A 17,915-nucleotide genomic window follows, 5' to 3' on the forward strand; every position below is an offset into this window, starting at 1 on the left:
GTTAAATTCAGATTTCCCATTAGACGTTCAGCAATGACAATACTAGACAATAGGCTCGATCTTTGCCACTTGTTTGAGTCCAACAACCGGAGGCAGTCGATGGGTAAAATGAAAAAGGGCGAAATGGATGACTATCAACTGGCGCTGATCTCAAAATCGGTTTTCGATATCGGGCCGCGGACACGGACGATTATGCTGATGTTCGGCATTTTGGGGGTGACGCTTGCGCTGATCCGGAGTCTGGTGAGCCATCGGGATGTTCCGCTCGATAAAATCATCCATTTTTCCGGCTACTTCATTCTTTCGGCCACCTTCGTGCTGGCGTTGAGGCCGCGCTATTTCATCCCCGGCCTGCTGGCCGTGATTGGCCTGGGGGTTGTGATTGAGTTTCTCCAGCGCCTCACCGGGCGCTCGTTCGACCCGCGCGACATGATCGCCAACACCGTCGGCATTGCCTGCGGGAGCACGGCCGGCCTGGTGGCGCGCGGCATCTATGCCTTCATCAGCAGGGAAGTCGCCGCCCGCAAGGCGCACCAGCGCCTCCATAATTTCGCGAAAGGCGACACCCTCATCCGGGAAGGCGATCCCATCGAGGATATGTTCATCATCAAGCAAGGCCGCGTGCGCGCCCTGCGCAACATCAACGGGCGCGACACCGAGATTGCCACCCTGGGGGCCGGCGAGGTGCTCGGCATCCTTGGGGTGGTGGAGCACAAGCCGCAATATGCCACCTTGCGCGCGCTCGAACCCACCGTCGTCTACCGAATGTCCATGGGCGAGCTGATGGAAAGCGCCGGTGGCGACGAGCTACCTGTTTCGCTCGTCCTGTCGGGATTGAGCTCCAAGGTGCGCGCCCTGGCCGACCAGCTCTCCCAGTCCGGCCGCTCCTTCAACGCGGATAGCACCATCGCGTAAAGAAACGTAATATAAGCTCGGAATCCGTGGCCATGTTGTTAACGTTTCGACGGTGAAGGCGATTGATCATTTCAAGCAGAACCGACCCGTGCATCTGGCCCGGCGGGATGTGTTTTTCGAACGCGCGGCCGAGTTGATCTCGGCCCAGCACAACGCGTTTCCCCCGGAAACCAAGATCGGTGACTACGAGGAGATCCTATTCCTGTTGCGGGTGGCCCGCCAGCATGCCCGGTTTTCCATCCGCGACACCGGTTCCAACGAAACCGACGAACAGTTTGGGCGCTTCATCAACCTGCTCGCGGGCAATGTGAAAGCCGTGCTTTCCATGATGAACCTGAAGCACACGGTGGAGAGCGATACCTCGTTTTTTACGTTCCTCGGGGCCAACCAGGCATCCGTTGCATTGCAGGCCGAGGAATACCAGCGCCGCGCCAACGACATTGTCCGTTCGATCCACAACACCCTCAAGCTGGCCGAAGGCCCCTACGAGCAGTTGAAGGTGGACAATGCCGCCGCTTCATCGGAGGAAGAGCTGCTGCGCTATGAAAAGGCGCACAAGCACTTCCACGAGCAAGTCAAGGAAGGGAAGCACCGCTACAAGATTGCCCCCAGTTCCCGCAAGATTGCGCACTTTTAAAAAAGTGGAGTGCGGCGCTCCAAAAACTAATCGCGGCTAAACTTTCGGTTGAGTTCGGCGAAGCTGGTGTAGATGAGGGTGGGGCGGCCGCGCGGCGAGGTGTAGGGCATTTCCGTTTTGGCCAGGTCGGCCACGAGCTTTTCGATCTCCCGGTCGGAAAGCTGGTCTTTCGTGCGCACCGCGGTCTGGCAGGCGGCCTGGGCAATCTGTTCCCGCACCAGTTCGTGCGCTCCGCGCTTCTTTCCGGCTTTTTCGATTTCGCGGACGATTTCCACCAGCAGGGTCTCCGCCGGCTCGTTCTGCACATAGACCGGCAGGGCATCCACAATGAAGGTGTCGCCGCCGAATTCCGAAACCCCGAACCCGAGTTCCTGAAGCACATCGATATGCTTGCGCACCACCAGCGCATCGGACGGTAGCAAGTCCATGGTTTCCGGGGCAAGCAGCCCCTGTTTCGGCACCTCGTGGCGGTGCGCGGCCCGCATGAATTTTTCGAAGAGCACCCGTTCGTGCGCAGCGCGCGGCTCCATCAGCACATAGCCATCCTCGGTTTCGAGCACCACATAGTTCCCGCCCAGCTGCCCCACGATCCGGCACCAGCCCCACGGGCTCGCCGAAGGCGAGGCCGTGGCGTGATCCGTGATCCGTGATCCGTGATCTTCCTTTGCGGGCACCGTTGTTTCACTCCCGGAAGAGGACGCGACCGAGGGAGGACGCGTTTCTTCCTTCGGTGTTCCTTGTTCCATGTTCGATATTCTAGATTCTGCCAGTTCGGGACGAACGAGGATGTCGTCCATCTGCTTCTGGGTCTCGAACCGGGGCCGCACCGGCTTGGGCGGGGGTAGCGTGATGCGCTCCTCGTCCGACGGGGTGGTTGGAGGTTCGGCGTTCAACGGCCGCAGTTCCTCTCCCTGGAATGTCAGCGCCTTGTTGAGGGCGGCCACGATGGCGTCGCGCAACTGGTTTGGTTTGCGGAAGCGGACTTCCTTCTTGGTCGGGTGGACATTGACGTCCACGAGCGAAGGTTCCATTTCGATGAAGAGGAAGACGGCGGGATAGCGGCCTTTGGTAATGAGCGAATGGTAGGCCTCGTTGAGCGCGTGGTAGACGACCGGCGCGGCGGCGGGGCGGCCGTTCACGAAGATATATTGATCCTGCCGATCCTTCCGACCGGTTTGCGGCAGGCCGGCATAGCCGGTAATCGTGTATTCTTCGTCCGCATGATCGATCGGCAGCAGCTGTTCGAAAAAGCCGTGGTTGTAGAGTTCGCTGATGCGGTCTTCCATTTTGCCGGCCATCGGCAGGTTGTGCACCATGCGTTCGTCCACCTTCAGGCTCATGCCGATGTCGGGGTGGGCGAGGGCGTGCACCAGGAAGAGCTGGCGGATGTGCGCTAGCTCGGTCTGTTCCGCGCGCAGGAATTTTCGTCGGGCGGGCACGTTGAAAAAGAGGTTGCGGATCTCGATGCGCGTGCCGACCGGGGAGCCAATATCCTCGCAGCCCAGGAATTTCCCGCCCGCAATCTGGATCTCGGTTCCGGCCAGATCCTCTTCCGGACGCGTGATTAAGGTGAAGCGCGATACCGACGAAATGGCCGCCAAGGCCTCGCCGCGGAACCCGAGCGTGTGGATGTTCTCGATATCGGCCTCCGACCGGATCTTGCTAGTGGCGTGGCGCTCGATGCTCAGCAGCGCCTGGTCGCGGTTCATTCCGCAGCCGTTGTCGGTGATGGAGATTAGTTGCCGCCCGCCGCGGATGACTTCCACATCCACCTGGGTGGCGCCCGCGTCCAGCGAATTCTCGAACAGCTCCTTCATCACGGAGGCCGGGCGTTCGACCACCTCGCCAGCGGCAATCTTGTTGATCACCTGGTCGGGCAGCATCTGGATAACGGGTTTTTCGCGCATCGGGGGAACATAGCAAAACGCCTCCCGCCAATGAAAGTTCCGCAACCCGGTTTTTGGCTGACAGGGGGATGGGCGGTCGCCGCTACGGCATGTGCCGTATTTACGCTCTTCCGGCCATCCATTCTAATCGGCCAATGTAGGGATTAAGTATGGCGAATGGTTGGCCGGGAAGATTGAAAAGCTTTTTTCAAGGGGTTGTCGAACGTCTAAATGACAGCAACTTGCGTTATGCCAATAAGTAGTAAAAAATACTAAAAAACGGCGAAGATTAATATTTATAAGCCGGTTTCGGGAGGATATAAATCCAGTTGATCCATAAACCGAAGATATACAGGTAGAAAATGAAATCTCAACAGATAAGGACAATTTCATGGCCGCGATGATGTACCGGCACCGGCCATCGCCGACGGCTCTGGTTTTGGCGCTTTGCATAATTCTAGTTGGATCGCTCTGCTCCTTTCCATGCGGCCAAGGCTGGCGGCCGGGGAGCTCGCGGTTTCCTCGATGATCCTGGTTGCCAGCATCACCTGCTTTGCCAGTGGGCTCTTATTGATCGTTGCCTTTGCGCGCTATCGGTTCACCCATCTATGGAAAAGCACCGGTGCGGCGCATTCGGATAAATACAAGAACCAGCACAAGAAACGGGGCAACAAGGGGCGGAAACCGCGCCGCTAGCGGCGGTCTTCGAAGCCGGGATTCGGGGCCGAGGCCGTTTTTTCGAAAAAAAATGTAAGAAAAACGATTAGGCAACGTACATTAGTTAACAAAGGAAGGGATGGAATAAACAAGATGCGGTGCGGTCTTAGATACCTAATAGGATTGCTTGGCATGGCTGCCTTGTTGTTGGCCGGTTGTGGCGAAGGGGCGATTGATGCCGTTAAAAATGAAAGCGCGGCCGACTCCCTGCCGCTGGATTTACAGAAGCTTCAGGGGGTTTGGAGCCAAGCTTCGACCAACGAATACAGCGTGTGCGAGGTCAATATCGATGGCTATACCGTGCGCTTGCGCCTCCAGGCACTAGGAGAGGAAACGATGCTGAAACGCAATGTGATGATCAGCGGAATCGATGATGAGCGCGATTTGCTGCTGCTGCATAATGGGCAGGCAGCCTGGAAATATGAACTGGTTCGGCAGGAGACGGGAGATCTCCTGATGTAAACGCCGGTTGAAAAGTGCACCGGGCGGCGGCCCAAAAGTGTAACACTTTTTCGTTAATTACCCCGCTTCCTTGCGGGTGTCAATTGCTCCTACGGTTTCTTTGTTTTCTGCCGCTGTCCCCGGCGGCGCAATGAGTCCTGCAACCTGAAGCTTTCACCATTGGCCTCGAGGATATGGACCCGGTGGGTCAGGCGGTCGAGCAAGGCTCCGGTAAGCCGCTGGGAGCCCAGCACCTCCGTCCATGATTCGAAGGGCAGGTTCGTGGTCACCACGAGGCTGGTGCGTTCGTAGGCCCGGCTGACGACTTCGAAAAGCAGTTCAGCCCCCAGCTTGGAGAACGGAACGTAGCCGAGTTCATCGAGAACGAGCAGGTCGGAGCGCTCGAGTTGCTTGAAGAACCGGTCAAGCTGCCTTTCCTCCCGGCGTTCGAGCAACTGCGTGACCAGGGCGGTGACGCCGAAGAACCGCACCTTGAAGCCCATCTGGCAGGCGGCGAACGCCAAGGCGGTGGCGAGGTGGGTTTTTCCGGTTCCGCTGTTGCCGATCAGCAATACGTTCTCCCGCTCCTTGATAAACTCGCCGTGGGCAAGCTCCCGCACTAGCGGCTGGTTGATCGATGGCTGCTCCTCGAACCGGAAGCTATCGAGGGTTTTCACGACGGGGAAACGGGCGGACTTGAGCCGGCGTTCGGCGGCCCGTTGTTCCCGGTCATGAATCTCCTGTTCGATGAGCCGCAGCAGGTAGGTCGAGTAGTCGGCCCCTTCGGCCTGGCAGACCGAGGCCATCTTGCGGTGCTCCCGCAGGATACTCGGCAGCTTGAGCGTTTTGAGGTAGTGCTCCAGCAGTACGTGTGACGAGGTCTGTGCACTCATGCGCCCACCTCCTGTCCGAGCAGGCGATTGTAATCGGCCACATCTGCGCTGGCGACCTGCACGTGGCGTAGATGCTCGTGTCCATCCAGGTTGAACCGGGTGCATCGCCATTCCGGCCGGGGAATGAGGAACTGGGCAATGGCGTCTCGGGAGGAGGCCCCGCAACGCAGCCCCTGCTCAACGGCCCGGGCCAGTTCCTTGGGTGAATGCTTTTCGAGCAGACGCAGCACCTTGATGTACTCCCGGGTTCCTTCGCCATCGAGATCGGCCTCCAGCCTGCTGCGCAGATCCCGAAAGCAGGATGGCAGTTTCCAGTCTTCCAATGGCCGGGCGTGGTCGAGCCCGCCGGGCTTGCGTTCGAGCAGTGCGAGATAGTGCACGGGGTTGAAATGGACGCCGGCCTTGCCCCACAACCGGGGATGTTCGGCGATGCATTCATCGCCCCGGCAGACCACAATCCGGTCGATATAGCCCTTGACCACCGTTTCGTAGTGGGCGTAGCGCACGGGCACCGAATAATCGTTGCCGTCGAAACGCACGAGCGACAAGGAGCTGGCGGTGCAGGTTCGCACCCGGCAGGACTCGAACGGCACGACCGGCAGATCAATAAAACGGCCACGCTCATCGGCCAGCAACTGCCCCTTCGTTCCGTCCTTGCCCCGCAGTTTACGCCCAAGCTCCTCCCGGCAACGCTCTTCAAGCATGCGGTTGAGCTCATCAAAGCTACGAACCTCCGGCACCGGAACCATGAAGTTGGAACGAGTATAGCGCACCATCGATTCGACCACGCCCTTTTCGTTACCTCGGGCCACGTTGCAGAAGTGTTCCTTGAACAGATAGTGGCTCTGGAGCTGGAGGAACCCGTCGGTGAGCTTGCGTTGGTGGCGCTTCATCACCTTGGCCACCATCACCCGCTCGTTGTCGTAGCTGATACGGCAGGGTACGCCATCGAAAAAGGTGAAGGCCCTCACATGCCCATCCCAGAAAACCTCCGTGCAGATCTTTTCGTAGGCCTGCACATAAACCGCATCCGAATACGGCAGGCTCATCACAAAAAATGCGACCTTCCGAAGCTGGCCGTTTATTTTAGCGAGGGCATAGCCGAAATCCATCTGCGCCTCGCCGGGCCGATGAGCCAGCGGAATGTAGACATCCTTCAACCGCACCCGGGCGTTGCGCACGGCATCTTTTACCTGCGTATACCCGCCGGTGTATCCTTCCTCTTTCAAGCGATCAAAAATCCGCTTGGCTGTATGCCGTTGCTTCTTCGGTAACTCCCGGTCCTGCCGGAGAATCTCTTCGATCCGGCCGAGAAACGGCCCGATCATGGGCTTCGACCTCGGCTGGGTCATCCGGTATCCAGGAGGCTTAGGATGCGCCAGAATCTTCTCCAGCGTCCTGGTATGAATCCTGTACTCGGCCTTAACCTGTCGTTTGCTGACGCCTTCAACAAGCACCTTTCGTCTGATGTCGATCCACCATTGCATGTCTATGTACACTCCTTTACCTCCCGGTTCCGAAACGGTTAGGCAACCACGTTGCCCGATCCGTCCGGAAATCCGGAAGTTTTAGTTGGAGTGTTACACTTTTAGACCGCCCCGCCGCCCGGTGCACTTTTCAACCGGCGTTTACATATCGTTCATTGTTGCTTCAGTAGCTATCTGGAAAGATATGGTTTAATCGGTTCGGAGATGGCGCAATGGGTTCATATATGTATAGGCAAAAACCAAATTTGGTGGCCTTGGTGGCGGCGTTGGTCAGCTTGGTTGGCGGCATTCTTACGATCTGTATGCTGCAGGCGCGGGATGGCGCAGGGATTGCCAGTCCAACGCCGGTGGGATTCCTCGCCTGCATAACGCTGGTGCTGACGGGGACTTTCCTGATTATCGCCTTTGCGCGCTACCGGTTCACCCACCTATGGAAGAGGGGCGAAGCCGCCCATTCGGACAAATACAAGAGCCAGCACAAGAAACACCACCACCATCACCGACATTCGCACCGCTAGGGCAACCGGCGGAGTCCTCGCTTATTCAAAGCAGTCGGTGATGACAACCTCATCCAACGGAAGCCTGTCCTTGGGAGGGTCGGGCTCGCCGATGGCCTTGCCGATGGCAACGGCCATGCAGATGGCATGGTCGCTGGGTAGGTTGATCAGGTCTCCGACTAAATCGTAGTCGAATCCGTCCATGGGGCAGGAATCGTAGCCCATGGACTTTGCGGCAAGCATGAGCGTTTGTGCGGCGATGCCGCAGGAGCGCATGGCTTCGTCGCGTTGAACCTGGTCGAGGCCGCTGTAGTATTGCTCGATGGCGGGGACGATGAATTCCTGCACCGGTTCCGGGGCGGATCGCCAATAACGGATCGGTTCCTTTTCCCAGGCTTTCAGGTCGGCGCAGAGAATAATCAGCACCGCCGCTTCGGTGACCTGGCTCTGATCCCACGCGGCATTCTTGATCTGTTCACGCAGTTCCATGTCCTGCACGAGCACAAAGCGCCAGTTCTGCAAGTTGAAGGCGGTCGGCGAGTGCAAGGTTAGCGAAAGGAGTTTGTCGGTCTCCTTCTTCGTCATTTTGTGGTCGGGATCGAAGTGCCGTACGGAACGACGATTCTGGATGGCAGCCGGGACATTCATGACTCTTTACCTCGTATTTGCGCTAGAGCATACGTGATCGGGCCAGGGGTGTTAAGTTTTAAGTATTAGGTTTTCGAGATCGATCGGGGGGCGTGTGGTGCACGACGGGGAAATTCCCCGCCTTTTTCATTTCCAAACCTTGGACGATTAGGCGAATAATACCGACTTTTCCAATCCATAGGGGTGTAACATGCTGGATATTCGATTTGTACGTGAAAATGCCGATGCGGTGAAGACCGCCATGAAAAACCGCAACGCGGATGTGGACATCGATGCCGTCATTGCGCTCGACGACCGCCGCCGCGCCATTGTGGCCGAGGTCGATGAGCTCAAGGCCGAGCGCAACCGCATCTCCAAAAGCATTGGCCTGATGATCAAGGAAGGCAAGGACCCCGAGGAAATCAAGGCGGAGGTTCGCGCAATGGGCGACCGGATTTCCGCCTTGGACGAAGAACAGCGCGAAGTCGAATCCAAGCTCCGCGAAGGTCTGCTCTATATTCCCAACCTGCCTTCGGCCACCACGCCCGTCGGACTGACCGAGAACGACAACCCCGTCATCCGCTCCTGGGGCGAAAAGGTGGAACTCGGTTTCGAACCCAAGGCGCACTGGGATCTCGGTGCCGAACTCGGTTTGTTCGATCTCGAACGCGGGGCCAAGCTCTCCGGTTCCGGCTTTCCGCTGTTCACCGGCAAGGGGGCCAAGCTGGAACGTGCCCTCATCCAGTTCATGCTCGACCTGCACACCGAGGAGCATGGCTACATTGAAGTGGCGCCGCCGTTCATGTGCAATGCGCAGACCATGACCGGCACCGGCCAGCTGCCCAAGTTTGCCGAAGACATGTATGCCATTCCGCTCGACGGCCTCTACCCGATCCCGACCGCCGAGGTTCCCGTGACCAATATGTATGCCAACGAGATCGTGGACAAGGAACTGCCGATCTGCCACACGGCCTACACCCCCTGCTTCCGCCGCGAGGCCGGTTCCGCCGGCAAGGATACCCGCGGCCTGCTGCGCGTGCACCAGTTCGACAAGGTGGAGATGGTCAAGTTCACCACCCCCGAAACCTCGGAAGAAGAACACGAAAAGCTGACGCTCGACGCCGAGAAGGTGCTTCAGTTGCTCGGACTGCACTACCGCGTCATTGAACTCTGCACCGGCGACCTCGGCTTCAGCGCCGCCAAGTGCTACGACATCGAGCTGTGGGCGCCTGCGCAGGACAAGTGGCTGGAGGTTTCCTCCTGCTCCAATTTCCACGACTACCAGGCGCGCCGCGCCAACATCCGCTACCGCAACGAAGACGGCAAGCCGGCCTTCGTCCACACCATCAACGGTTCCGGTGTTGCCCTGCCGCGTTTGGTGATTGCCATCATGGAAAACTACCAGAACGAAGATGGCAGCATCGACCTTCCCGAAGTGCTCTGGCCCTACATGGGCGGGCTGCAAAAGCTCGCCTAGGGGTTGGTGAAGGATGGTCGTTTTTTGAGCGGTGCTGTCAGCCCAAATGCCGGCGCAGCATCTCGAAGAGCGCTTCCTTCTTGACGGGCTTGGCGATGTAGTCGTCCATGCCGGCATCCAGGCATTTTTCGCGGTCGCCCTGCATGGCGTTGGCGGTGAGGGCAATGATCGGCACGCGGGTGCCGGAGCCGGACTCCTTTTCGTAGGTGCGGATTTGGCGGGAGGCTTCATAACCATCCATGCGCGGCATCTGGCAGTCCATGAAGATGAGGTCGAACTCGGTGCCGCCGGTCACCTTGCGCAGCGCCTGTTCGCCGTTCTCGGCCACCTCGACCTCGAAGCCCCCCTTGACGAGCATGCGCTTGGCCACGGTTTGGTTGACGAGGTTGTCTTCGGTGATGAGGATGCGCCGCGACCCTGCGCTGGTGATGGTTGAGGTTTCGACCTGCGGTTTGGCATCGGCCGTGCGGGGAGGGTGCATGGTCGCGATGTCGATCGGATAGCCAAGGGCATGCGCCGTCTTGGCGAGCAGGTTGTTCAGGCGGATCGGTTTCACGAGGTTGGTGGCGAGCCCGGCGTGGTCGAGCGATCGGAAGTCGCGATTGGTGATCGAGCAGATGATGAAGAAGGTGATGTGTTCGAATTCCGGATTGTTGAAGAACGGGTTGTCGGCGTCGTAGGCGAGGTATTCCTCGACCAGGACAATCTTGAAACCATTGCTCCGGATGCGCTCCGCGGCGCTTTCCATGGAGTTGATGATCTCGGCCGAGAGCCCCCAGCGGTTGAGCCATTCCACCATGGCCTGCCCCATGATTTTCTTTTCGTCGATGACCAACACCTGTTCACCCTTGAACAGGGCCTGGTCGATCGCCGAGACTTGCGTGCGGCTTGCAATGGGTAGGTTGAGCCGGAACCAGAAGGTGGAACCCTTGCCCAGTTCGCTTTCCATTCCGATCTTTCCGCCCATCAGGTTGACGAGTTGCTTGCAGATGGCCAGGCCCAGGCCGGTGCCGCCGAACTCGCGCGTGGTGGAGGAATCGCCCTGCGAAAACTTCTGGAACAGTTGCGGCAATTCATCGCGCGAAACCCCGATGCCCGTGTCCCGGACGGTAAAGCTGATGGTGGTTTCCGCTTCCGTTCCGGCGACGGCCTCGATATCGATGTAGACATAGCCTTCGCGGGTGAACTTGAGCGCATTGCTGGCCAGGTTCATGAGTACCTGCCGGATGCGCCCCGAATCGCCGGTCACAAAAGGCGGCGTGTTGGGCGAGAAGCGCAGGATGAGGTCGACGCCTTTTTCCAGTGCGGTGGGTGTGAGCAGCTCGGTAATGTGTTCGCAGGTTTCGCGCAGGTCGAAGGGTTGCGGTTCGAGATTGAGCTTGCCGGCCTCGATCTTGGAAAAGTCGAGAATGTCGTTGAGCAGGGTGAGCAGGGCATCGCCCGAGGTTTGCACGATGCGCAGGTATTCGCGCTGCTCCTTGGAGAGCTGGGTGTCGCTCAACAGGCTGGCGGTGCCGATGATGCCGTTCATCGGCGTGCGGATTTCGTGGCTCATGCTGGCGAGGAAGTCGGATTTCGCGCGGGTGGCCTGTTCGGCCTTCTCGCGGGCCACGAGCAATTGCCGGTTGGCGCCTTCGAGGCTTTCCCGGGCGTCGTTCGCATCTTCCATCATGCCCATGATGATGTGCTGGTTTTCCTCAAGCTCCCGGCTGCGTTTATCGAGCAGGCGGTTGGCTTCCTTCATTTCCAGTTCGTATTCCTTGCGGTCGGTGATCTCCAGCAGGGTGCCGGCCATCCGCTGCGGCGAGCCCTCTTCGCCGCGCTCGATCACGCGGCCGCGGTCGAGCACCCAGATCCACTCCTTCGATCCCTTTTGCAGGCGGTATTCGCAGGTGTAGGTGTCGGTCTTCCCATCCAGGTGGGCGGCGAGGGTGCGGTCGACGAGCGCGTGGTCGTCGGGATGGATGTGTTGCTTGTGCCAGTCGAAGTCGGGGGCGAGGTCGTCGATGCGGCAGCCTAGGATGCTGGCAAAGCGGTGGTTGTAGGAATAGGCGTTGCCGGGGATATCCCAGTCCCAGTAGCCGAGGTCGCCGCCATGGAGGATCAGTTCCATATTGTCGCGTGCGCGCGCGGCGTCGCTTTCGGCCCGTTTGCGTTCGATGACCTCGCGCTTGAGTTCCTCGTTGTAGCGTTCGGCATCCTCCATGATGCTCAGCAGGGCCTTGCGGTGCTTCCTGAGGTCGAGGGTTTCGGTTTCGAGGAACTCGTTGGCTTTCATGAGCTCCTGCACCACTTCGAGGTTTTCGTGGATCTCGCTGTTGCGCTCGTATTCCTCGCGCTCGATCCGGCTGCCGAGCAGGCGCCCGACCATGTAGCCGAGCAGAATCGTTACGGCCACGGCCACGCCGACGAAGACGGGGAGGTTTGCGGGATTGGATTTGGAGGATACGTAGGTTGCGCCGGCGAGCAGCAGGCCGGCCGCTGCGCAAGCCAGGGCAAATCCGCGTCCGAGACGGTTGCGGATCCGGGGGTCTTTTTCAATGCGCTGTTGGGGCTGGATCATGGGGTCAGTCGGCCTTGTCGATGTTGTAGCGCTGAGGCCGGTTCACCTGCTGGAGCAACTCGTTGACTTCCGCCTTGAGTTCGATGATGCGGTTTTCCCTGCCGGCGGTCACGGCGTTGAATCGTTCGAGGTCGTGGATGGCATCCTGGAGTTCGCTTTCGCGTTCCTTGCGCCCCTCGACATCCTGTTTGAGCTGGGAGTTCAGGACTGCGAGTTCCTTGGATGCCCGCAGCTGGGCCTGGTTATACAACAGCACCAGGGGGACGGCCATGAGCAGCAGGAACAGGCCGGAGGCCGCCTTCCGAATGGCTTGCTCGCGCAACATGCTGTTCGCATGGTCCACCTTGCGTGCAACCATGTAGGCAATTCCGGTTCCGTTGGTGGTTCCCTTGTAGAACGCCGCGATCCGCAGCCGGCCGTAGCGGGAGTGGTCGGTCGTCAGCAAGGTGAGCCCGTGTTCGTCCGAGGCGGTTGCGAGGTCGAGCACCAGCTCGCGGATGTTGTGAGGCACGGCATCGACGGCCTTGGTGGCGTCGAGTCCCGGTTCCTTATCCGCAGTGCCGGCAATCAACGAATAGGAGCCCGGGCTTTTCCGGACCACCGCGCCGACCACGTTGAAGCCGCCGTTGTTTGCGAAACGGCCCAGTTGTTTCTGGAGGGCCCGGTAGGCGGCGGAGTCAGGGCTTCCGACCAGTTCCAGGCTCTGCGTATAATCGTTGCCGAGGATTTCCCGAATGGCAAAGGCCCCGTTGGCCAGGTTTTCATCGATGTCCCGGAGCAGCGTTTCCCGGTTTTCGACATACGACCATGTGGAGAATGCAACCACTCCGGCCACATAGGCCGTGGCGGAAAACGCAAACCGCTTCAGGCGGCGCTTGACCGGCTTTTCATTCATGAAAGGTCATCCGTGGTTGTCCTGTATTTCTGGGGTTCGCCCAGCTCCTTGAGCAGTTTGTTGATCTCGGCCTTCAGCTCAAGCGTGCGGCGTTCGCGTCCCCGCATCAGTTGGTTGAATCGTTCCATGTCCTCCAGGGTCCGTTTCAGGCGTTCCTCGGCCCGGTTTTGTTCGGTGACATCGCGCCAGACGCCCAGGATGCCGACGGCGCGTCCGTTTTCATTGCGCAACGGAATCTTGCTGATTTCGCGCCATCCGATGCTTCCATCGGCGCGCGTGTGCGATTGGGTATAGTTGAACAGCGGCTGGTTGTTGACAATCACGTCTTGGTCGCGGCTGACGATCTGCGGGGCGAGTGCGGGGTCGAACAGGTCGTACGGGGTTTTGCCCACCACGTCTTCGAGGGATTCAAGGCCGCATTCCCGGGTGAAGGTCTTGTTGCAGCCCAGGTAGACCGAATCCTTGTCTTTCCAGAAGACCGACATGGGAATGGTGTCCATGATCAATTGGAGCATTTGCTGCGATTCGCGCAAGGCGCTTTCCGTACGCTGGCGGTTGGCGATGTCGCGCGCGACCCCGAAGATGGCTTTCTTGTTTTTCCAGGAGCCTTGGAAAATATTCATTTCAACCGGGATGGTGCCGTTGCTTTTCATTTTCAACGGCAGGCCGCAGGTGGTGGCCTGTTCGGTCTGCATGCGGGCAATCACCTGGTAGATCTCGACCCGGGATTCTTCGGGGTAGAGTTCGAAGATGCTCATGTCGCCGAGCTCCCTGCTGGAATAACCCAGGCGCTTCACGACGGAGGGGTTGGTGTGGATGAGCGTGCCGTTCATGTCGCACACCACCAGGAAATCGTCGATCGTTTCGAACAGGTTCTGGAAGTTGCGGTTTTCCTCCACCAAGGCGTCTTCGGTGTTCTTGTTGGTGGAGACGTCCTGCATGAAGCCATCCCAAACGAGCATGCCTTGGTCCATGTGCGGGACTGCGCTGACATAGAGCCATTTCAATTTGCCCGTGATGTCCAGCACGCGGAGCTCGAAATCCACAGGCTCCATGTTTTCCTTGCCCAGGAGGAAGGCGCGCTTCAGCAGGGAGACATCTTCCTCGTAGACATGGTCGTAGGCAATCCGGGCATCCTGCAGCACGTGGTCGCGGTCGAACCCCAGCGCCCGTTCGTAGCCCTTGCTGAGGTAGGTGAACCTGAACGTCCCTTCCGGCGTTTGCACCAGTTGGAAGATGGTAACATTGGGCAGGTTGTCGCCCATCAGGCGGATGTGGCGTTCGCTTTTTTCCAGCGCCAGCGACTTTCGTTCCAATGAAACGCGCATCTGCCGCAACCGAATCAACACCCCCATGAGCAACAAGACGGTGGAGGCGAGCAGGGCAATAATCACCGTGTCGGATTTCAGATAGCTCAAGTCCCCGAGGTAGTCCGAAAGCGTTCCCGCCCGGGCAGTCGCAACCATGCCTGCGGCAAGGGCCATGGAACGCGCGGCTTTTAGGATGGTGGTTCGTTGTCTGGGCATCAAAAGTTCCAAGTTACAAAACAAAGCGAAAATAAGCTAATCCGATGCCTAAATCAAAAGGAAATGAGTGTCTCGTGGAGTTCGCACAGGGGAAGCCCGACCACATTGGTGTACGATCCGTTGATTGCGCGCACCATATGCGCCGCCCCGCCCTGGATCGCATAGGCCCCCGCCTTGTCCATTGGGCAGCCCGTGGCAATGTAGGCCTTGATCTCGCAAGGTTCCAGTTCCCGGAAAAAAACCTCGGTCGCAACGGAAAAGAGCTCCGTGCGTTCATCCCGTTTCACGCAGACGCCTGTAACCACTTCGTGCGCTTTTCCCGAAAGGCCGGAAAGCATTTCGAACGCATGGGCATCGTCCTCCGGTTTTCCCAGAATCCTTCCTTCGTGAACCACGATCGTGTCGGCGGCAACGAGTACCGTGCCGGCGGGCGCGGCGATGGCGCCGGCCTTCTCGGCAGCCAACCGTTCCGCGAACGCGCGCGGAGGCTCCCCGGCCCTGGCGGTTTCATCGATCCGTGGAACCTCGACGGAAAATTCGACCCCCAGGGAGGACAGAAGTTCGCGGCGGCGCGGCGACGCGCTGGCCAGCACCAGGGTTTCTAGGTTTGGATAATTCTGCATCCGGAAACAATATGTTGGAAAGCGGACTATTAAAAGTCCGATCTGCATGGCATAACTCCCACCATGAACGTGGTGGATATTCTGTTGGGCGGTGTGCCGTTCGGCCGTAACAATGTTGGCGACGAGGCCATCCTCGAGTGCGTCGTGGGCATTTTCCGCGAGATATGCCCGCAGGGCCGCATCACCGTCAGCACCGACAACCCTGCAGAAACCGAGGCCCGCCTCGGCGTGCAAACCGTTCCGCTGTTCGGTTTCAAGCCCCCCTTCAGCCAGCAACAGATGGAGGACTGCATCACCAAGGCCGATGTGTTTGTCTGGGCGGGCGCCACCGGCCTTTCCGACTATCCCGAAATCCCGCTCGGCATGCTGGAGATTGCCCATCGCGTTGGAACCAAGACCGTGGTTTGGGGCGTCGGCATGAACGACAAACTCAACCCCTACATCTACAGCATTCTGCCCGGAAAGCGCCGGGCCCTGCTCTCGATGCTCTCCTGGCTAACCCTTAAACGCATCGACTTTGTCGCGCGGCGCGAGAAGGAGGCCGAAGACCGGGCCCGGGCAAAAATCGCCGCGGAGCTCAACCGGTGCGACCTTGTGGTCTTGCGCGATCCCGAAACCCTCGCCGCCGTCCACGCCTGCGGCGATGTCCCCCGGGCCATCGTCGGGGCCGACTCCGCCGAACTGCTCACGCCCGCCGACTGGAACGGCATCACTCTCACGCGCGAAGCGCGGCAGGTGCTTGAATCCAATGCCCGAAAAATCGGCCTGTGCATCTCCGCCCAGCGCCAGCTCGTGCACGAAAAGGAACTCATCGACTTTCTCGATCGCCTGGCCGACCGCGACTACCGCATCATCTTCCTGCCCATGAACCACTCCACCGACGCTCCGCTCATGGAAAACCTGCGCGAACGGATGAGGAACCATCGCCACTCCGCAGTGGTCGGCGGGCGGCGCACCCCCCGCGAAATCCTGGCCATCGCCGGCAAGCTCGATCTCGTCATCAGCAGCCGCCTGCACCTGCTCATCCTCGCCTCGGTGCTCCATGTTCCGATCATTGGCATCAGCCGCGGAAGCAAGGTGGATAATTTCCTCATGCCATTCGGCCACACCTCCGCCGGCAGCGTCGACGAATGCAATTTCGACCATATGCAAAGCGAACTCGACCGTCTCATCGACAGCCGCGAAGAGTTCGAGGAAGTCAGCACCGCCGTGCACGAAATGCTCCTCCAGCGCCTCGATGAAGCCAAGCAGAAGCTGGCCGGCCTGCTAGCGAGTTGCTAGGTGCTGCGCAACCTCTTCGGCCGTGGTGTCCGGGGTCAGCATCTCTTTCATATCCAAACGAGCCTGCACGGCCTTGCGCACCGGCTTCATCAAGTTCAGCTTGCCGATCAGCAGGCAACCCACGAAACGACCATCGCGGAACATGAACATCCGGTAACCGCCGTCGGCATGGTCCTCGATCATGCGGTAGCTTCCGTCGGTGGCCTTCACAACACCAATGCTCAGCATCGGTTTGCCCAGCACCTTGAGCATGTGCGAGCGCGGGATCCCTCCGAACTCGGTCGGAACCCCGGCGGCATTCATGCCCGCAATCTTTCCCATATACATCGCCGGCGCCCAGGAACCGTAGCGGACGCCATCGTGTTCGGCCACATCGCCGGCGGCAAAGATATCCGGATTCGTTGTGCTTAGGAAATTGTCTACCAATACGCCCTTCTTAACCGTGAGTCCCGCCTCCTCCAGCAGCGTCGAGTTGGCACGGTCGCCGGCGGTCACCACCACCACCTCGGCGGGAACGAGCTGGCCGCGCTTCAGGTGCACACCCGTAACGTGGCCATCGCCAATGATGCAGTCCGCAATCGCATTCGTCACCACCTCGATGTTCAATGTCTTCAGGTGTTCACCCAAAACATCGCTGCCCTCCGGATTCAGCTGCATCGGCATCAGGTAGTCGAAGGCCTCCAGCACCGTCACCTTGGCCTCCTGCTTCGCCAGCGCACCCGCCGTTTCCAGCCCGAGGATGCCGCCGCCGATGCACACCACGTTGGTGCCCGGTTTCACCGCCGCAAGAATCCGGCGGACATCCTCCACCGTCCGGACCGTGAAAACATTCGAAAGATCAATGCCCGGCACCGGCGGGACAAAAGGCTGGGAACCGGTCGCGACGATCAGCTTGTCGAACTGCATCATCCGCCCATCGTCAAGCTGGACCGACTTTTCAGCAAGGATCAGCCGCTCCGCTGAAATTCCCCTATGCCAATCAATCCTGTTTTTCGAATACCACTCCTCCGAATGCAGCGGCAGGTTTTTCTCCATAAACTCCCCCGCCAGCAGACGCGTCAGGTTCAGGCGAAGATACGGGAGCTCCCGCTCCTTCGAAATCAAGGCAATCTCAGCCTGCGGGGCATGCTCGCGGATCGCCTCCGCCGCCGATACCCCCGCAATGCCTCCGCCTAGAATCACAAACCGATCCCGCCCCGCATCACGCCGCTCCGGCCGAACCGCAACCTCGATCTGCTTGAAATCCTCCGCCTTCGCATCGCAGATCGGGCAAGCACCCGGGGCCTCTTCGCCATAGTGGATGTAGCCGCAGATCGAGCAGCGCCATGTTTTTTCCGTATTCTTTTGCATGCCATTTCCTTGTGGGTGAAAGCAATCGAAGCAGTACCATTTCGGTCGGGAACGGAAAGCAAAAACATTCACCAATTCACTTCGCATGGCCGAAATAAAT

Annotated in this window: 16 protein-coding genes; 7 read left to right on the forward strand and 9 right to left on the reverse strand. The window is 59.2% G+C overall.

The annotated features are described in order from the left end of the window. Positions 1-33 precede the first annotated feature (33 nt). On the forward strand, positions 34-915 hold the full coding sequence (locus E9954_RS30705) for a cyclic nucleotide-binding domain-containing protein (RefSeq protein ID WP_136083139.1): 882 nt from the start codon (positions 34-36) through the stop codon (positions 913-915). Between the two features lie 52 nt (positions 916-967). After that, the gene (locus E9954_RS30710) at positions 968-1,552 is read left to right on the forward strand and encodes a hypothetical protein (protein WP_136083140.1); all 585 of its coding nucleotides are present in this window, start codon (positions 968-970) and stop codon (positions 1,550-1,552) included. A gap of 26 nt (positions 1,553-1,578) precedes the next feature. Here E9954_RS30710 and mutL read toward each other — a convergent pair whose 3' ends face one another. After that, positions 1,579-3,459, reverse strand: a complete 1,881-nt coding sequence (gene mutL / locus E9954_RS30715; protein ID WP_136083141.1) for a DNA mismatch repair endonuclease MutL — start codon at positions 3,457-3,459, stop codon at positions 1,579-1,581. A gap of 462 nt (positions 3,460-3,921) precedes the next feature. Between mutL and E9954_RS30720 the strand changes: the two genes are divergently transcribed. Next, positions 3,922-4,134 carry a hypothetical protein gene (locus E9954_RS30720; RefSeq protein ID WP_136083142.1) on the forward strand — a complete coding sequence of 71 codons (213 nt, stop codon included), beginning with the start codon at positions 3,922-3,924 and terminating at the stop codon, positions 4,132-4,134. Between the two features lie 153 nt (positions 4,135-4,287). Then, positions 4,288-4,617: a hypothetical protein gene (locus E9954_RS30725; RefSeq protein WP_136083143.1), complete on the forward strand. Its 330-nt coding sequence runs from the start codon at positions 4,288-4,290 to the stop codon at positions 4,615-4,617. Between the two features lie 89 nt (positions 4,618-4,706). On the opposite strand, the gene istB is transcribed toward E9954_RS30725, so the two are convergent. Continuing rightward, positions 4,707-5,489, reverse strand: a complete 783-nt coding sequence (istB, locus tag E9954_RS30730; protein WP_136078866.1) for an IS21-like element helper ATPase IstB — start codon at positions 5,487-5,489, stop codon at positions 4,707-4,709. Beyond that, on the reverse strand, positions 5,486-6,976 hold the full coding sequence (gene istA, locus E9954_RS30735) for an IS21 family transposase (RefSeq protein ID WP_136083144.1): 1,491 nt from the start codon (positions 6,974-6,976) through the stop codon (positions 5,486-5,488). The genes istB and istA overlap by 4 nt, the downstream gene beginning before the upstream one ends. 212 nt (positions 6,977-7,188) lie before the next feature. Here istA and E9954_RS30740 point away from each other — a divergent pair, with 212 nt between their 5' ends. After that, a complete protein-coding gene (locus E9954_RS30740) occupies positions 7,189-7,494 on the forward strand; it encodes a hypothetical protein (protein WP_168442712.1) in 306 nt (101 codons plus the stop codon). Positions 7,495-7,515: 21 nt separating this feature from the next. Here E9954_RS30740 and E9954_RS30745 read toward each other — a convergent pair whose 3' ends face one another. After that, positions 7,516-8,121 carry a nitroreductase family protein gene (locus tag E9954_RS30745; RefSeq protein WP_136083146.1) on the reverse strand — a complete coding sequence of 202 codons (606 nt, stop codon included), beginning with the start codon at positions 8,119-8,121 and terminating at the stop codon, positions 7,516-7,518. Positions 8,122-8,311: 190 nt separating this feature from the next. On the opposite strand from E9954_RS30745, the gene serS reads away from it, so the two are divergent. Beyond that, complete coding sequence (serS, locus tag E9954_RS30750; RefSeq protein WP_136083147.1) at positions 8,312-9,577, forward strand: serine--tRNA ligase; 1,266 nt, start codon at positions 8,312-8,314, stop codon at positions 9,575-9,577. Between the two features lie 37 nt (positions 9,578-9,614). On the opposite strand, the gene E9954_RS30755 is transcribed toward serS, so the two are convergent. From E9954_RS30755 to E9954_RS30770, 4 genes are read right to left on the reverse strand one after another with little or no spacing between them, the layout of a single operon-like run. After that, a complete protein-coding gene (locus E9954_RS30755) occupies positions 9,615-12,140 on the reverse strand; it encodes a hybrid sensor histidine kinase/response regulator (RefSeq protein WP_136083148.1) in 2,526 nt (841 codons plus the stop codon). Positions 12,141-12,144: 4 nt separating this feature from the next. Then, positions 12,145-13,035, reverse strand: coding sequence for a hypothetical protein (locus tag E9954_RS30760; protein WP_136083149.1), 891 nt, complete (start codon positions 13,033-13,035; stop codon positions 12,145-12,147). After that, on the reverse strand, positions 13,032-14,561 hold the full coding sequence (locus tag E9954_RS30765) for a PAS domain-containing protein (RefSeq protein WP_136083150.1): 1,530 nt from the start codon (positions 14,559-14,561) through the stop codon (positions 13,032-13,034). The genes E9954_RS30760 and E9954_RS30765 overlap by 4 nt, the downstream gene beginning before the upstream one ends. A gap of 53 nt (positions 14,562-14,614) precedes the next feature. Further along, complete coding sequence (locus E9954_RS30770) at positions 14,615-15,184, reverse strand: Maf family nucleotide pyrophosphatase (RefSeq protein ID WP_136083151.1); 570 nt, start codon at positions 15,182-15,184, stop codon at positions 14,615-14,617. 72 nt (positions 15,185-15,256) lie between these two features. On the opposite strand from E9954_RS30770, the gene E9954_RS30775 reads away from it, so the two are divergent. Then, a complete protein-coding gene (locus E9954_RS30775; RefSeq protein ID WP_168442713.1) occupies positions 15,257-16,465 on the forward strand; it encodes a polysaccharide pyruvyl transferase family protein in 1,209 nt (402 codons plus the stop codon). Here the strand turns inward: E9954_RS30775 and E9954_RS30780 are convergent. Beyond that, on the reverse strand, positions 16,451-17,815 hold the full coding sequence (locus tag E9954_RS30780) for an FAD-dependent oxidoreductase (RefSeq protein ID WP_168442714.1): 1,365 nt from the start codon (positions 17,813-17,815) through the stop codon (positions 16,451-16,453). The two genes, E9954_RS30775 and E9954_RS30780, sit on opposite strands and share 15 nt — an antisense overlap. Between the last annotated feature and the right edge of the window lie 100 nt (positions 17,816-17,915).

Origin of the sequence: Pontiella desulfatans (assembly GCF_900890425.1) — a bacterium.
Lineage (GTDB): Bacteria > Verrucomicrobiota > Kiritimatiellia > Kiritimatiellales > Pontiellaceae > Pontiella > Pontiella desulfatans.

What these genes read in the sequence shown, in the direction of transcription:
- E9954_RS30705 (WP_136083139.1), top strand. Translation starts at nt 34, where the DNA reads ATGACAATACTAGACAATAGGCTCGATCTTTGCCACTTGTTTGAGTCC.
- mutL (WP_136083141.1), bottom strand. Translation starts at nt 3,459, where the DNA reads ATGCGCGAAAAACCCGTTATCCAGATGCTGCCCGACCAGGTGATCAAC.
- E9954_RS30720 (WP_136083142.1), top strand. Translation starts at nt 3,922, where the DNA reads ATGCGGCCAAGGCTGGCGGCCGGGGAGCTCGCGGTTTCCTCGATGATC.
- E9954_RS30725 (WP_136083143.1), top strand. Translation starts at nt 4,288, where the DNA reads ATGGCTGCCTTGTTGTTGGCCGGTTGTGGCGAAGGGGCGATTGATGCC.
- istB (WP_136078866.1), bottom strand. Translation starts at nt 5,489, where the DNA reads ATGAGTGCACAGACCTCGTCACACGTACTGCTGGAGCACTACCTCAAA.
- istA (WP_136083144.1), bottom strand. Translation starts at nt 6,976, where the DNA reads ATGCAATGGTGGATCGACATCAGACGAAAGGTGCTTGTTGAAGGCGTC.
- E9954_RS30740 (WP_168442712.1), top strand. Translation starts at nt 7,189, where the DNA reads ATGGGTTCATATATGTATAGGCAAAAACCAAATTTGGTGGCCTTGGTG.
- E9954_RS30745 (WP_136083146.1), bottom strand. Translation starts at nt 8,121, where the DNA reads ATGAATGTCCCGGCTGCCATCCAGAATCGTCGTTCCGTACGGCACTTC.
- serS (WP_136083147.1), top strand. Translation starts at nt 8,312, where the DNA reads ATGCTGGATATTCGATTTGTACGTGAAAATGCCGATGCGGTGAAGACC.
- E9954_RS30755 (WP_136083148.1), bottom strand. Translation starts at nt 12,140, where the DNA reads ATGATCCAGCCCCAACAGCGCATTGAAAAAGACCCCCGGATCCGCAAC.
- E9954_RS30760 (WP_136083149.1), bottom strand. Translation starts at nt 13,035, where the DNA reads ATGAATGAAAAGCCGGTCAAGCGCCGCCTGAAGCGGTTTGCGTTTTCC.
- E9954_RS30765 (WP_136083150.1), bottom strand. Translation starts at nt 14,561, where the DNA reads ATGCCCAGACAACGAACCACCATCCTAAAAGCCGCGCGTTCCATGGCC.
- E9954_RS30770 (WP_136083151.1), bottom strand. Translation starts at nt 15,184, where the DNA reads ATGCAGAATTATCCAAACCTAGAAACCCTGGTGCTGGCCAGCGCGTCG.
- E9954_RS30780 (WP_168442714.1), bottom strand. Translation starts at nt 17,815, where the DNA reads ATGCAAAAGAATACGGAAAAAACATGGCGCTGCTCGATCTGCGGCTAC.